Below are 15,110 nucleotides of genomic sequence, written 5' to 3' on the forward strand. Positions count from 1 at the left end.
TTTCTGCCGTTCAAACAGGCGCGCTGCCTTACCTGGATTTTGCGGTGGAATAAAACAGGTGAAAGATGAAAGTAATGCCAAAATAGTTAATTTCAGGTGCAAATATTATTGGGAATCACTGCATGAATATCGGGCAACAAATATTGTTTCTTCTCGGCGCGCTCGGGGCATTGAATGGCCTTGTGCTGGGGTTTTACCTGCTGCTGAATCCCAAAAAGCGGTCCGTAGCCCTCATGTTCCTGAGTGTATTGCTGCTGGTGACCAGCATCCGGGTGGGCAAATCCGTGTTCCTGTATTTTAACCCCGCCCTGCCAAGGGTATATCTCCAACTGGGGCTGAGCGCCTGTTTTCTCATCGGCCCGGCTTTATATTATTACACCCGGTCCGTAACAGAGAAAGTGACAAAGATTCCCCCGGCCTGGAAATGGAGCTGGAGCCTTCAGTTAGGCCTGATTGTGGTTTTCGGGGCAGTGTTCCCCTATCATTTTTACCCGCAAATGTGGAAAAATTGGACAATAGGCATTATTTATGGTCAGTGGCTGGCCTACATCGTGGCTACCGGTATCTTTTTATGGAAAAATTCATTTGCCAACCGGTTCCTTAATATGCTGCTGACCGGGTACGGGATCATCTTCACCACCTACCTGTTGTCTTTCCTGGAGATCAGGTGCGGTATTTATATCAGCGGCCCCCTTTCTTTTACCCTGGTACTGTTCGCTGGTCTTATCTTTGTGCTCAGCGGCGTAAAATTTGACACCGGCGCCAAACAGGAAAGGAAAAAGATCACGGATACCGATGCCAGGCTCTGGCAGGAAAAACTGGACAAAGCGCTGCTCGATAAAGAACTTTACAAAGACCCTAACCTCAAGCTGAACGACCTGGCGCAGAAGATCAACATTTCCGGGCACCAGCTTTCCCAGCTGCTGAACGATAACCTCGGCAAAAGTTTCTCCACCTATATCAATGAATACCGGATCAACGAAGCCTGCAAACTGATCAGTACCAACGGCCTGCTTACCTTTGAAGCCATCGGTTACGAAGTGGGCTACAACTCCAAATCCACCTTCTATGCGGCCTTCCGGAAGATCAAAGACACCACCCCCGCACTTTACAAAGAAACCATTGATAACCAGCTAAGTTAAGTCCGGATTTATAAATCCGTACGCCTGAATTCGGGAAGTAAAACCTCCCGCGGCAGCGCCTTCTGTAGGTTTGCGGCATGATGATACGCGTCCTGTTTTTTTTGCTGCTATCGATGGGGCTCCTGTTCCGTTTCCCCGTCCTGTCCCAGACCATAAAAGGGAAAATAACCGATGGGAAAACGAAGCAGGCCATCGGGCATGTCTCCGTCAGTTTGCTGTCCCTGCCTGATTCTGGTCTTGTAAAAGGGCAGATCAGCGACTCGGCGGGTGTATTTGTATTCACGGATATCAGGCCGGGGAAGTATTCCCTGCTGCTGATGGCGATGGGTTATAAAAAACAATACAAAGACCTGGATGGGAATACGGACGCAGGGGAGATCATTTTAACCGAAGATCCAAACCTCCTGGAAGGGGTGACCGTGACCGGCGAAAGGGCAGCTTTGCAACGGCAGGGGGATAAACTGGTCGTCAATATCTCGGGGAACAGGCTCTTCGCCGCCAGCGTCAACGCTTTTGATATCCTGAAAAAACTCCCCGGCCTGGAAGTAAGCGCGGACGGCACCCTCCTTATGGGCGGCCGGGTGGCGCCCGGTGTGTTCATAGACGGCAAACCCTCCCCTATGAGCCCCGAAGAACTGCAAAATTACCTGGCAAGCCTCACCCCCGCCATGATCTCTTCCATCGAAGTGATCAGCAATCCCTCCGGCCGGTACGACGGTGAATACAAAGGCATTATCGACATCCGGCTGAAACGCGACCAGGCGCTGGGCTGGCAGGGAACGGCCACCGTCAGCCTTCAGCAGAACGCCCATACGCTGAATGACAATAATCTTTCCGTGACCTATAAAACAAAAAAACTGGCTTACACGGCAAGGCTGGGATATACCACCGGCACCACCATCCGCCGGTACAATGCGCTGCAGCACCAGGCCAATACTAATATCATGACCACGAACACCCGGTGGCTGACGGGGAATAACAATATCAACGTACAGCTGGGGGCGGATTATAGTCCGCATAAAAACCACCGGCTGGAAGTATTGCTCCGCACTTACCAGGTGAACCGCGACCTTTCGCTGTACAATACCCTTTATACCACCGATGCTTCCCGTAAAAACCTGGTTTTTAATACCGAAAGCATGAACCTTTCCGCGCCGAAGCAGCATAATTACGCCGCCAATCTGAATTATGCGGGCCGCTTCGGGGAAACGCAGCTGGACGTCCTCGGCTCTGTCGTAAAGATCATCAACCGGCAGAGCGAGGATATTCAGAATTCGGATATCATCACGGGCAATTTGGAGTATTACTGGAAAACCGTTCTGAAAAATGACATCCTCATCCGCGCGGTACAAGCCGATCTTACGAGGAACATCGGGAAAGGAAAACTGAGTGCGGGTGCGAAATTCGCCTTTACCACCACTAAAAACGATATGCGCTACGACACGCTGGACACTACCGGTGAATTTGTATTGGACGCCAGCCGGACAAACGGTTTCCGGTACGATGAATACATTACGGCCGGTTATGCCGCTTATGAAGGCAGTATTTCCAAACTGCGTTACACCGCCAGCCTCCGGGCTGAAAACACGCATAGCGTGGCGGATTCGTACACGGAGCAACAGCTCACCAAACGCAATTACCTCACCTGGCTACCAGCCCTGAGCCTCACTTACCCGCTCAGCAAAGCAGAGCAGCTCAATCTTTCCTTCAGCCGCAGGATCACCCGTCCCAACTTTGCCCAGCTTAATCCGTTCAGGCTTTACATCAGCCCGCTGAATTATTTCATCGGCAATCCTTTTCTCCGCCCTTCCATCATCACCATGCTCAGTCTTTCCTACAGCGTCCGCTCAGTGAACATCACGGTACAGGCCGGCCGCGAGCACGATCCCATGGTACGTTACCCGGAGTACGACAGCGCGACCAATATCCTGCAATACCTCGGCACCAACTTCCCGTACAACGATTTCGCGGGCATTGAGCTGAGTTTCCCCGTGACGGTCAATAAGTGGTGGAGAATGAATCACAATATCAGGGGAGGATACAAAAAGGAACAAACGCCCTATCACGGCGTTACTTACGCCATTCCGATCACCGACTATTCATTATCGGGCAGCCAGGTATTTACGCTGCCGCAAACCATCACCCTGGATGTGTCTTACTATTACCGCTCCAGAAGCGGCTCCGGGCTGTATATCCACCGGCCCTTCGGCAACCTGGATATTGGTTTGCAGAAAACCTGGATGAAGGGGAAATTAAGTTCGAAGCTGAATGTGTATGATATATTTGATACTTACAGGATCAGGTATATCTTCCGGGAGAAACAGATCCTCAACAACCAGCTGCAGCACTGGTTCGGCAACCGCCGGCTGGTGGCCACGCTCAGCTACAGCTTCGGCAGCTCCACCCATAAAACCAGGCAGAGCAGCCGCAGCGATGAAGAAAACCGGGCAACATTGTAGGAAGTTTACAGCTTGAACTGCAACGTAACGTACCAGTTGCGCGCATCAGAAGGCAATATGCCGGGGCCGGGGTAACCATCCGCCCTGCGGGTGAAATATCTTTCATCCGTCAGGTTGTTCAGGCCCGTGTAAAGGGTGAACTGGCGCCAGTTGTAACTGAGGCTCAGGTCCATCACGCTGAATGCGGGAATAGCGCCATCCACCGCGGTGGGCGTGGATTCCGCGTTCGTAGCATCCGAGTATTGTTTGGACTGACAGGCGAACTGGTACGTGAGATTAAATTTCGGGGTGCCGAATGAAAGGCCGGTCCTGAACAATACAGGCGGTACGTTTTCCACGAGTTTATCCGCAATGGCGGTGTTCTGCGTGTTCACATAACGCGCGTCAATCAGGGAAAGATTGGTGTACAGGTTCAGGCGGTATTTTGAATTGTGACTGGACAATGCTTTGATTACATCCCCTTCCAGCAGCAGTTCCATCCCCAGGTTCCTGCTGTCGGACACATTGGTGCGGTAGCGGAAGGTCATAAAACTGGTGTCGCGGGTGAAGATGGAACCGATACGGTCGTTGTATTTCAGGTAAAACACGCTGGCATCCACATACAACCAGCCCCGGTAGTTCCCGCGGAAACCCGCGTCTATATTGTAACCGGTTTCGTCTTTCAGATTGGGGTCCACCCGCGCGTTCACATTCAGCACCCGGATGTCGTTGAAGTTGATGGAACGGTAGTTCTGCGAAATGTTCGCGTACAATTCAATACCATTCGGGAATTTCCAGGCAGTACCGATACCCAGCAGCGTAAAAGAGCGCGGGTTTTCTTTTGTTTCGTTGATCTTTTCGTTCGGGATGAAGATGTTCTGTTTGTAATAATACCCTTCGGCTTTGGTGTTGATGTGTTCAAAACGGATACCGGGCGTTACCGTCCAGTAAGGGTTTACCTGGAAGATATTTTCCGCGAAGGCCGCAAAGTTGTAACCCGGAAATTCATAAGAGGACTTATCCGGTTCGGGACCGAGGAAAGTAAAGTCCGCATCGCTTTTATCATTTGCATTCCCCTGTTTCCTGTCCGTAAGGCCTTTGTACGCCCTCACGCCCACCAGGAAGGTGCTTCTATTTTCTTTTACCAGCTTGTACCGGTGTATCAGGCGAAGCTCCGAAGCATAGTTCGAATAATCATCGGACATAAAGTCGCGCTCGGTGCCAGGGTCCGGCCGGTTGATATATGAAAGGATACCCAGCGCATCACGGCCGCCCTGGAGCGTGTACGTTCTCCAGTTCAGTTTGGTTTGTTCGCTGAAAGAATAATCCAGGATGAGGCTGGCAAGGTTCCAGTTCACCCTGAACCAGTTGCGCGCACGTACGGATACGGATGGATCTTCTTCAAACTGTGCATCCGTGAGGCCGCCGGGTTGCTGCGCCAGGTAGGACATAAAAGTATACTCCCCGGTGATCTTCAGTTTGGGCGTGATATTGCCGGCCAGGTGCACATAGGCGTTGTGCTGGTCGTAGTGGCTGTTCGGCCGCCAGTTGTCGCCTTTTTTGTATTGATAAAAAGCGTAGTAGTTCAGTTTGTTTTTAGCCGTGGTGCCGCCGATGCTGTTGAAGGAATTAAACAGGCCGAAGCTGCCCAGGGTTTGCCTCGTGGTGAATTCAAACGGTTTGTCTTTCGGCCCTTCTTTCATCACAAAATTAACGAGCCCGCCAAACTGCGGACCGTATTGCAGGCTGGCCGCGCCCCGGATGATCTCGATCCGGTCCAGCGCCTCAGCGGAGGGCGTATAATAACTTTCCGGATACCCCAATGCATCCGCGCTGATATCATACCCATCCTGCCGGATATTGAAGTTAGAAGAACGGTCCGGGCTGAGGCCGCGGCCGCCGATACCCAGCTGAAGGCCGCCCCTGTCGTATTCCCAGATGTTGAGGCCGGGCACGCGGGCGTAGATCTGGCGGGTGTTGTTCGTGGCAAGGTTCGCATTCACATTGCGCAGCAGGATCACTTCGGTCTTTTTGCCGGCGTAGATGGAAGTGCCTTCCACATCCCTCAGTTTCCCAGCCACCGCGTAATTCGCGGCGCCGGTCACACGCAGCGTATCCAGCTGAATGTCCTGCTTCAGCAGGCTGATGTCCAGTACAATATTTTTATTGAAAACGGTCACTTCCTGCTGATAGGCTTTAAAACCTTCGGTGGTCACCGTGATGGAATACGTGCCCGCCGCGAGATTGCCGAAGCGGAAAAAGCCGTTGTCATTGCTGAGTTTCCGTTGTGCGGAGGGCTGTAACGTAACCGATGCATTGTGTACTGCTTCGTTCCCATTCCTCACGGTGCCGCTGATGCTGTACTGCGCATAGGCTGTAACATTCAAAAGCATTAAGATCATCCACCCGCTTAATTGTTTCATTGTTGATTTGTGCTATTTTTATAAGGAAGTACCCATTGATAATGTCCCCAGCCCAGCGGCTGCGCCGCCAGGTTCACCAGTGTATCCACGAACAGCCTGGAACGCTGCCCGTTCAGCGCCACATATATTTCTCCATACACTTCGGGATGGTTCACACCGCGTTTACCGTATTCCGATGCCAGGTAATGCGCATATTTCAGGATCAGGTCCGGCTGTGTGCTCATCATTTTTTCCTGCAAAGGCGTGAGGAATTCCGCGTTGTTCACCGTGTACACTTCCCGGTGAGCCTGGTCCTTTACTGTGAAATAAGCGGTTCCCGCCTTTTCCATCAACATCACCCGCCAGGAAAAACGGTAACCTTCTTCGTGCCAGAACAAATGCCCGGGATACAGCAGGAAACGCAGCGGGATAATGACCTGCAGGATCACGTAAATGCCAAAAGCCGCCAGGAATATTTGTTGGCCGGAATAATTATACACCTTGTCTCCTGTCCTTTTTTTAGGAGAATAACCGGGTAGGTAACCCAGTAAACGTTCATGGAAATCCGCGGAAAAAAATAGGAGGCTGGCGGTCATCATCACGTAGGGGAACATACCGATGCCCGGGAAAAAGATGGCGGTAGCGATGTGGAACACCAGCACTACCGCATATGCATAAGGCCTGGTGCGTTTGTTCAACAGAAAAAACACGATGAACAGGTCGTACACCGCGCCAAACCATGAAAAAAGATAAGCTGTCCAGGGCTCGTACATAAAACGCCCCACCAGCGGCAGATGCGTCTTTGCGGGCAACCAGGTGCGCATTGGCTGCGCTTCCAGCAGCCAGTCGCTGTTTATTTTTGCCAGCCCGGCAAATACATACACTACGGAGATCTGGAAGATCAGCACCTGGATACACCATGCCGGCAGCTGCGTTCTTTCTTTTTCGGGCTTCAGCCATACATCTACGGAGTAGCGGCGGTTGGCCGGCAGCCAGATCATGATAAAAGCAACCAGGCTGATAAAATAATAATGATTGAGATAAGTCGTAACGTCTATCAGTTCTATGTAAGTGAACCCGAGGAAAAACACCACGGCCGCCCACCTGTACAGGAAACCTGCCGCGATAAACAACGCTGCCGCCAGCACCGTGAAGAACAGCGCGTGCATGCCCGTATGGCCCAGTGGTTGCACCCATTCAAACCCCTGGTAGGCAAAATGGAACTTAGGCAATACATATACATCCGTTACCCAGCCGCGCCACCAGAACCGCAGCAGGCTTACGAACATCAGCAGCCCGAAGGTGATCCTGAACGTAACAAGCGGCGCTATGGAAACGGGTTTGGTAAAACGTCCTGTATTAGTCGCCGTCATTATCCATAAAAGTTATTTGTACCCCGGTGGCGGAAGGCACATCTGTTTTCAGCAGTGTCAGCAACTTCTGTATCTCTTTGTACGCCGCTTCCACAGCCGCCGCATTGCCGGTCAGCGAGGCGGACAGCGGATCGGGAATCGCCTGCAGTCTGGCGATCACCAGGTCGAACTGGGCGAGCACATCCGTATTGAGGGATTGTTTGCCCAGGGCCACCAGGTAGTCGGACATTCCTTTGCCGTTGCCGTTATTGGTATAGATCTTTTTCAGGCTGGTGATATTTTCCACGGCCAGCGCCCCGGAAATACCGGCGAAATATGCTTCTGTTTTGCTGGCAAACACGATCCCGTTCGATTGTTTCCCGAAGGGCCAGCCAATGCGTGGGCCTTTCAGCAGGTCCATCTGGTAGGCAAACTGGTTGATCATACTGCCGATAGGGCTGCCCACATCGGTTTTGGTGTTCGCGATAAAACCGGCGCGGTAAGCGGGCCAGTCGCCCGCTACTTTATCCACCAGCGCTTTGAACCGGGCCAGCACATCGTTGATGTATTGTTTGCGTTTTACGGGGTCTGCATTGAGTTTGTCAATAGCGTTCGGGCCGAAATAAAGGTAATTCAGCGCGGGAAAACCCTGTGAATAAAACGAAGACCGCACCATGTTGGTAAAAGTGTAGCCGCCCGCTGTGATGTTCTGTTCGATCTTATTACTGTCCACGGAAAAACCGGTCAGTTCACCTGAGGTATTAAAATTATAGTCCAGCCCGCCGGAGAAGTTCACAAATAAATCCAGCAGGGCACTTTCCGCGGGGCCGAACTGGAATGCCGCCACCCGTTCGTATTGAAGATGCGCGGCGGTGTAAGCCTGTTTCAGCGTTGCCCGTGTACCTTCCGAAGGGGCGGCCAGGAATGCGTCAGACGCGGTTTTCAGGTTAGCCAGCTGCTGCTGCAATGCGGTATAACCGGGGATGATCAGGTTGTCCGCATAACTTGCCAGCATGGCGGATTTATCAAAGCCCTGCCCTGTTCCCGGGCCATCGTCACCACCGTCGGATTTGCTGCAGGCATAAAACACCGTTGCCAGCGCAACAACCAGGAAGGCAACCAGGGATATCTTCTTCATATTATCGGTTTAATCAGATTTGACCAGAATGCGTAAAACCCGGTGCCGTAACAGCCAGGTTTTACACGTTAAAATGTTATGGACCTATATATCAGAGCCCGTAAGCTGTTTTGAGTATTGTCTGCGCTGTTACCAGGTCGGTAAAGCCGGGCTGGTTCAGCAACACATAAAAATCTTTGTTGATGATGGCAGAAAGCGTTGCAAAGTTCGCAGGGGACAGTTTGTTATTGTTTGCCCTGTATTTCAGCGCGGCGATAAACCCTTGTCCTTCGGACAGTGCGTGCAGCTGTGTACCAAAGTTACCGATGGCGGAAGAAGCAGTGGGAGCCGTCACATAGTTCAGTGCGGCAGCCGCGGCCAGTTGTTCCCATTTAGCCAGGATGATGTCCACCTGTTCGTCACGTACTTTGGTATCGTATCCGCCGATGGCTGCGCGGCCTTTCAGGAATGCGCCGAAAATGATTCCTCCCGCCTGGATGCTTTTACCGCGTTCAGCGAGGTAACCACCCCACAGCAGCGGCCTGTTCGGGTCGGTGTTGGGATATGCCAGGGAGCTGTCGTAATTGGCAGGCACCGCGAGATAACCAAATGCTTCATCCCAGAGTTTCTGAGCGGCGGTAGTATCTCTTGCGGCAACAGTTTTTACACTACCCAGGATACGAACGGCTTCTTTGAAATAAAGACCGCCCATAATGCCTTTCACGAAAGACTGACCGTATTCAAGACCACGGGGGCCTACAATGATCTTATTCGCACCGCGGGGAACGAGGCCGCCCACGCCCGGAGCTGCCGGTGTAGCGATATTGTAACGTACCACGCTGTCCGCATAAGCTTTATACAGGTCAGCATCAGACGTCACTTCACGGAGACTTTTGCCGGATGTGTTCAGGCTTGCATCGGCAAAAGGATTGCCGCTGTTCGCCCACATATTGGTCACTTTCGCCTGGTCCAGGGGTACTACAGTAGCGCCCGCGTTCGCCAGCTTGAGGTAGGCGTCCAGCTCAATGGCCATTTTAACCCTTTGAGTGGAGGTTGTATAAGAAGCGTTGTTAAAGCTGTAAGTTGTGGGAACTGTATAAGGTTTTACCGAAGGATTTGAATTATCATCGTCGTTGCTGCAGGCTACAAAGGAGGTTACTCCTGCTGCAATCATCACATAAGTAAGTAAATTGTGCTTCATTGTTCTGATTTTATACTGCAAACTTAGCGCTGTAAGGCCCCGGCATGTTTACGACAACCGGAATATAAAACCATCAATACCTTAACAATTTGAAAAACAATAACTTACACACAACCCACAAAGATGTCAGCCATCCTAACTTTAATACAAACAACTCATTATCAATAACTTAAACACTCAACCAACACCAAACCCGTCAATTTTGTTTTTTTTTTGAAGATGAAGCATCCCTGGCGCCGGTATGTACGTAATGAATGTTAACAAACAAACCCGAAGATGAAGATTCTGATCGTGGAGGACGAACTGCCGCTCGTGGAGAGCATATCCACTTATCTCGTAAAAGAGCACTACAGCTGCGAACACGCTATCAATTACCAGCAGGCCCTTAACAAAGTGCTGGTGCATGAATACGACTGCATCCTGCTGGACCCGGATATCCAGGGAGGCGAAGGCATGCAGCTGCTGGAAGCCCTGAAAGACGGGAACCGCCAGGATGGACTGATCATTATCGCCTCCGGCACCGAACCGGAAGAAAAGATCAATGCCCTGCGCGCCGGGGCGGACGATTACCTCTCCAAACCTTTTCAACTGCCCGAGCTGGAAGCCAGGATATTCTCCGTGATCCGCCGCCGGCAGTTCCGGAATCATAATGTGATCCGGCAGAATGAAATTGAAATAGACCTGATGACCAAAACCGTCGCGGTCCACTCCTTTCCGCTGGATTTCACCAAAAAGGAATTCGAACTGCTGTCTTACCTGGTCGGGAACAGCAACAGGGTAGTGTCCAAAAGCGCGCTGGCGGAATATCTTTCAGGAGATATCGCCGGGTTGCTGGAAAGCCATGGGTTTGTGTATACCCATATCAAAAACGTCAAGAAAAAACTCCATGAAGCGGGGGCGGGTAATTACCTGAAGACGGTGCACGGCATGGGGTATAAGTGGGAGACTTCGGGGTGATTTCCTTATTGCTCCAAATGCCTGATATCCTCATGCGTGATCACGTTATGCTCAGCGTCCAGCGGTATCAGCGGGTTGTACCCTACATCCCAGAGATTACCTTCCACGTCTTTTACATAACCGGTGTACGCACCAAAGAAAGTCTTTACCGGTCTTTTCACGATCTCCACGCCATTGTTTTCCAGGAGATCAAACAGGTTATCCACTTCTTTTTCGGAAGGAACGAGGTACCCCAGCGCAAAACTTCCCGCTGAAGTATGCTCTGCCAGTCCCGCATCATCCGCCAGGTCTTTTGCCGGGAAAAAGGACAGCAGCATGCCGTTCACTTTGTAGAACACAATGTCTTTATTAACGGCCGCAGGTGACCAGCCAAATTTCTGCTCATAAAAATCCCTCATGGCCGCCAGGTTTTTCACGCCGATGGTGATCAGGCTCAGTCTTTGTTCCATAATGTGCATTTTGTTACAAAATTGAAGAAGGGACTCCAGGGCTATAAAGTTACAATGAATCCCGTGTAAAAAATCCCCGCACTCGGCAGGCATGACGGGGACGGCAAGTCTTATGGTTATCCGGGGATAACTGCCGGGATGAGTGCAAATAGCTATTTCATTACAATTATTTTAAAGTGTTTTGCAATACTTCCCCACAGCCGTCAATGTCTTCTGTGATCCGCAGCCCGAGTATCTCCGCGATAAGCGGGTATACGTGAACGTTTTCAAAAGAAGGGATATCGAGGTTACTTTCAAAGGCGGGGCCCCATGCCATAAAAACCGCGTGCATATCCTTTACAACTGTGGGATCAAATCCATGATGACCCGCGTTGGGCGTTCTTTCTCCGAAAACATAAGGCCAGTCCGGGATCAGTACGATGTCCCCGATCCGGTTCATCCGGTCGTCTTCCGCGCCGTAATGCAGATAAGCAGGCATATTTGTTTTCAGGTAAACCTTATAATGATTTTCTTCTTTCTTCAGCGATTCGTACAAGGGCTGTATGTCCGCTTTATCCTTCGCGTACAGCGATACCATAGTACTAACAGAGATCGCCCGGAACCTGGAAATATCCACGCTCGCCGGCATCGGAAGAGGATGTTCCCTGTCTACTGCCGTCATGCCATGATCGGATACAAAAATAAAATTCACCGGCAGTCCTGTTTCGCGTACGGCTTCTGCCAGCTGCCAGACCAGGGAATCCACCATTCTCACGGCCCGTTCCGTTTCCGGCGCTTCAGGCCCGTAGCGGTGACCCGCGTGGTCCGGCTCGGGTGTATAAAAGGTGATCAGGTGCGGCCGTTTGTCTTCCGGTAGCACCAGCCATTCTTTTACGATAGCAATGCGCCGTTCGTTTGATATACGTTCGTTGTAATAGTAGGAGTAAGTGGGCGATATGCCTTGCACAGCCGCTTCCGAGCCAACCCAGTACATGCTCGCACTCACCATCTGCTGCTGCTCGGCCAATACCCAGATGGGCGTGCCGCCATACCAGGATCCGTCACGCACTTTGGGTTTATCGCTCATGGAATACGTGCCCTGCCTGGCCGCATCGTAAAAGGTATTGGCTACAATGCCATGGTGCGAAGGATACAACCCGGTGGCGATGGTATAATGGTTTGGGAACGTTACACTGGGAAAGGATGGGATCATGGAAGCAGCACGCACGCCCGTTTTACCAAAGCGGATCAAATTCTCAGCCTGGTATTTTTCCATGTAATCATGCCTGAAACCATCCGCGGAGATCAGGATTACATAAGGCGCCTTTTGCTGCGCGGCGCTGTTGCTGCGGCCCGCAACGATGTGTTGCAGCGTGTCCTGGCTGTATGCCCTATTCACAAAAAGGGCCGACAGCAGGAAAAAAAAGATATATTTCATCGCCTGTGTTTCTGTTTGGTCATCGTACTTGCCTGGAGCCGGGCAGGTCCGTCAAAAAGGGAAAGGGCAAAATAAAATAATTTCATGCGCATTTGAATAAAGGCAAAGGGTATACGCCATTTAACATGATGCATACCCTCTGAATAAATGTATTATTTAATTGCCACAAATCTCATCTGCGGCACTGTTGCCATTTCGTTATCCTTTTGCGGAAGGAGCTGGTACTATTTGAACATTGCAGGATAATTTTCCCCGATATCCCGGGCCGGATATGTGGAATTTCTTCCACAACATGATATTATTTACAGTTTTCTCTCCTTCGACTCTCGTTCGACGATCCTTCGACGATCCTATATCTATCGTTGCTCCTTCGGTTTTGGATAATATAATATCAATTCTGTAAAGGTCTGCGTGGTATTTTTTGAACGTCGGTTATCTGTCCATCCTATTAAACGGCTCCTTTCCCGGTGGCTCCGGGAGATTGAATCCGCTATGGCAACGCAAAGGCCACATAGCTGTCCCCGGACGGCACGTTCAGCTTGCCGCCGCCACAGGCGATGACAACAAATTGTTTTCCATTAACATTATACACGGCGGGTGTGGCAAAACCCGAAGCGGGCAGGGAGGTTTCCCAGAGCAACTGCCCGGTGCGTTTGTTAAAGGCGCGCATTTTGGCGTCTTTCGTAGCGGCGATCAGCACCAGTCCGCCGGCCGTAACCACGGGAGCGCCATAGTTTTCCGTACCGGTTTTGATGCCGCGGCCTTTAAATGCGGGGTCCTCCCCTAACGTGTCGCGCCATACGAACTTCCCGGTGTTCAGGTCGATGGCGGTGAGCGTGCCCCAGGGAGGACTGTTTGCCGGAAGGCCTTCTTTGCTGAGGAATTTATTGTAGCCGGTCATGGTATAAGGAAGATTGCGGAAGCTGTCCGGCTGCTGCCGCGGGCCGTTATAGGCCAGGGGCTGGGATTTTTTCAAATCCAGTACAAATGCGGCGAGGGCGTTCTTTTCTTCCGGTTTCAGGCTGTTGAAGGCGGGCATCATACGCCTGCCGGTGCTGAGGAGTTGCAGGAACTGCTCCGTATTGAACCGCTGCTGAATATTCACCAGTGCGGGATAAGCGCCGCCGCCTTCCAGTTCGCGGCCGTGGCAGCTCATACAATGCGCTCGGTAAAGGCGTTTGCCTGCCTGGAGATTGGTTTCTTTTTTCAGCTCTTCTTTCGGGGCGTCCACTACCTGCAATACCCATGGCATTTCGCTGGCATTCACGTAGAGTATTCCCGTTTCCGGGTCAAATGCCGGGCCTCCCCATTCCGCACCGCCGTCGAACCCCGGGAATATAACCGTACCTTCTTTGGAAGGCGGCTCGAACATATGCGAACGTTTATACGACGCCCAGCGCCGTTTTACTTCCGCCAGCGAAGAATCCGGTAACAGGTAGTTCAGATCGGCTTCCGTGAATAGCTGCCGTACAAAAGGCGCGGGAAGCGTTGGATAGGGCTGCGTAGGCCACAGCTGCTCTCCTGTCAGGAGGCTGGGGCCTGGTACGGGACGTTCCTCTACCGGGAAAAGCGGTGTACCGGTAGTTCGGTCCAGCAGGAATACAAAACCCGTTTTGGTCACCTGCGCCACCGCTTCTTTCTTTTTCCCTTCGTGGTTTACGGTTACCAGCACCGGCGGGGCGGGCAGGTCGCGGTCCCACACATCGTGATGAACGCTCTGGAAGTGCCAGATACGTTTTCCGGTGTTCGCGTCCAGCGCCAGCAGGCTGTTGCCGAACAGGTTCGCGCCTTTGCGCATGCCGCCGTAGAAGTCGAACGATACGGACCCGACGGGCGCAAACAATATCCCCTTATCTTCATCCAGGCTAAAACCCGACCAGGCGTTTGCGCCGCCGAGATGTTTATACGCATCGGGATTGTCCCATACATCATAACCATGTTCGCCGGGCTGCGGGATGGTGTGGAATATCCAGCGCAGTTTGCCGCTATGCACGTCGTAACTGCGGATATGTCCGGGTGCCGCATCGCTCCCTTCGGACACACGCGAGCCGATGATCAGCTGGTCTTTGTAAATGATACCCGGCGAAGTGGTGATCACATATAGGTCTTTGGAACCGTCACCGAGATCGTTATGAAGATCCAGTCGGCCGCTGTCCGCAAAAGACAGCGCGGGTTTGCCGCTGATGGCGTCTATGGCGTACAGGTTGGAGCCGGCCGTATAAAAAATACGTTTGTCTTTTTCATCTTCCCAATACGTGACACCGCGCAGGGTATTGATGTTCTTTTGTTTTCCCGCGCCGGCAAAAGGATCAAACACCCACTTCTCTTTACCTGTGGCAGCATCCAGCGCAAGCAGCTTCAGCTGCGGAGACACGGCGTAAAGGATACCGTTCACCATCACCGGGTTACATTGTATCTGCGAGCGGCCCGCGGAATCGGCATCGCCGGTGCGGTATTCCCATACAGGCTTCAACTGGTGAACGTTCGAGGTATCTATCTGCCGGAGGGATGAATATTTTAAACCCTCTTTGGAACCGTTGTAAACGGGCCATTGGTCGTAGGCATTTTTGGCGGCCTGCTTGCAGGAGCACAGCAGCAGGGCGAGGAAGATCGTGTAACGTGGCATAAGCTCTTA

10 protein-coding genes are annotated in these 15,110 nt (G+C 51.8%); 3 read left to right on the top strand and 7 right to left on the bottom strand.

Annotation, left to right across the window (positions count from 1 at the left end):
- The first annotated feature begins 122 nt into the window (after window positions 1-122).
- Window positions 123-1,142, top strand: coding sequence for a helix-turn-helix domain-containing protein (locus EG028_RS10660; RefSeq protein ID WP_120516533.1), 1,020 nt, complete (start codon window positions 123-125; stop codon window positions 1,140-1,142).
- A 77-nt stretch (window positions 1,143-1,219) separates the two neighbouring features.
- Window positions 1,220-3,601 carry an outer membrane beta-barrel protein gene (locus EG028_RS10665; protein WP_120516532.1) on the top strand — a complete coding sequence of 794 codons (2,382 nt, stop codon included), beginning with the start codon at window positions 1,220-1,222 and terminating at the stop codon, window positions 3,599-3,601.
- 5 nt (window positions 3,602-3,606) lie between these two features.
- Here the strand turns inward: EG028_RS10665 and EG028_RS10670 are convergent, their stop codons facing one another.
- The 4 genes from EG028_RS10670 to EG028_RS10685 form a co-directional block, all read right to left on the bottom strand.
- Window positions 3,607-6,003 (bottom strand): TonB-dependent receptor domain-containing protein, encoded by a 2,397-nt coding sequence (locus tag EG028_RS10670; protein ID WP_120516531.1) that lies wholly within the window; start codon window positions 6,001-6,003, stop codon window positions 3,607-3,609.
- Window positions 6,000-7,355 (bottom strand): HTTM domain-containing protein, encoded by a 1,356-nt coding sequence (locus EG028_RS10675; RefSeq protein WP_120516530.1) that lies wholly within the window; start codon window positions 7,353-7,355, stop codon window positions 6,000-6,002. The genes EG028_RS10670 and EG028_RS10675 overlap by 4 nt, the downstream gene beginning before the upstream one ends.
- Complete coding sequence (locus EG028_RS10680; RefSeq protein ID WP_120516529.1) at window positions 7,342-8,472, bottom strand: imelysin family protein; 1,131 nt, start codon at window positions 8,470-8,472, stop codon at window positions 7,342-7,344. The genes EG028_RS10675 and EG028_RS10680 overlap by 14 nt, the downstream gene beginning before the upstream one ends.
- A 91-nt stretch (window positions 8,473-8,563) precedes the next feature.
- Window positions 8,564-9,652 carry a DUF4856 domain-containing protein gene (locus EG028_RS10685; RefSeq protein ID WP_120516528.1) on the bottom strand — a complete coding sequence of 363 codons (1,089 nt, stop codon included), beginning with the start codon at window positions 9,650-9,652 and terminating at the stop codon, window positions 8,564-8,566.
- Between the two features lie 276 nt (window positions 9,653-9,928).
- On the opposite strand from EG028_RS10685, the gene EG028_RS10690 reads away from it, so the two are divergent.
- Complete coding sequence (locus EG028_RS10690) at window positions 9,929-10,609, top strand: response regulator transcription factor (RefSeq protein WP_120516527.1); 681 nt, start codon at window positions 9,929-9,931, stop codon at window positions 10,607-10,609.
- Window positions 10,610-10,614: 5 nt separating this feature from the next.
- Here the strand turns inward: EG028_RS10690 and EG028_RS10695 are convergent, their stop codons facing one another.
- From EG028_RS10695 to EG028_RS10705, 3 genes are all read right to left on the bottom strand, one after another.
- A complete protein-coding gene (locus tag EG028_RS10695; protein WP_206614435.1) occupies window positions 10,615-11,058 on the bottom strand; it encodes a VOC family protein in 444 nt (147 codons plus the stop codon).
- Between the two features lie 166 nt (window positions 11,059-11,224).
- Window positions 11,225-12,475: an alkaline phosphatase family protein gene (locus EG028_RS10700; RefSeq protein ID WP_120516526.1), complete on the bottom strand. Its 1,251-nt coding sequence runs from the start codon at window positions 12,473-12,475 to the stop codon at window positions 11,225-11,227.
- 490 nt (window positions 12,476-12,965) lie between these two features.
- Window positions 12,966-15,101 carry an outer membrane protein assembly factor BamB family protein gene (locus EG028_RS10705; protein WP_120516525.1) on the bottom strand — a complete coding sequence of 712 codons (2,136 nt, stop codon included), beginning with the start codon at window positions 15,099-15,101 and terminating at the stop codon, window positions 12,966-12,968.
- Between the last annotated feature and the right edge of the window lie 9 nt (window positions 15,102-15,110).

This window comes from Chitinophaga barathri (genome assembly GCF_003807585.1).
In the GTDB taxonomy this organism is placed as follows: Bacteria; Bacteroidota; Bacteroidia; order Chitinophagales; family Chitinophagaceae; genus Chitinophaga; species Chitinophaga barathri.

Bases quoted from the DNA above. Each gene is read 5' to 3' on its own strand.
- EG028_RS10660 (WP_120516533.1), top strand. From the start codon at position 123: ATGAATATCGGGCAACAAATATTGTTTCTTCTCGGCGCGCTCGGGGCA.
- EG028_RS10705 (WP_120516525.1), bottom strand. From the start codon at position 15,101: ATGCCACGTTACACGATCTTCCTCGCCCTGCTGCTGTGCTCCTGCAAG.
- EG028_RS10690 (WP_120516527.1), top strand. From the start codon at position 9,929: ATGAAGATTCTGATCGTGGAGGACGAACTGCCGCTCGTGGAGAGCATA.
- EG028_RS10680 (WP_120516529.1), bottom strand. From the start codon at position 8,472: ATGAAGAAGATATCCCTGGTTGCCTTCCTGGTTGTTGCGCTGGCAACG.
- EG028_RS10685 (WP_120516528.1), bottom strand. From the start codon at position 9,652: ATGAAGCACAATTTACTTACTTATGTGATGATTGCAGCAGGAGTAACC.
- EG028_RS10700 (WP_120516526.1), bottom strand. From the start codon at position 12,475: ATGAAATATATCTTTTTTTTCCTGCTGTCGGCCCTTTTTGTGAATAGG.
- EG028_RS10675 (WP_120516530.1), bottom strand. From the start codon at position 7,355: ATGACGGCGACTAATACAGGACGTTTTACCAAACCCGTTTCCATAGCG.
- EG028_RS10670 (WP_120516531.1), bottom strand. From the start codon at position 6,003: ATGAAACAATTAAGCGGGTGGATGATCTTAATGCTTTTGAATGTTACA.
- EG028_RS10665 (WP_120516532.1), top strand. From the start codon at position 1,220: ATGATGATACGCGTCCTGTTTTTTTTGCTGCTATCGATGGGGCTCCTG.
- EG028_RS10695 (WP_206614435.1), bottom strand. From the start codon at position 11,058: ATGGAACAAAGACTGAGCCTGATCACCATCGGCGTGAAAAACCTGGCG.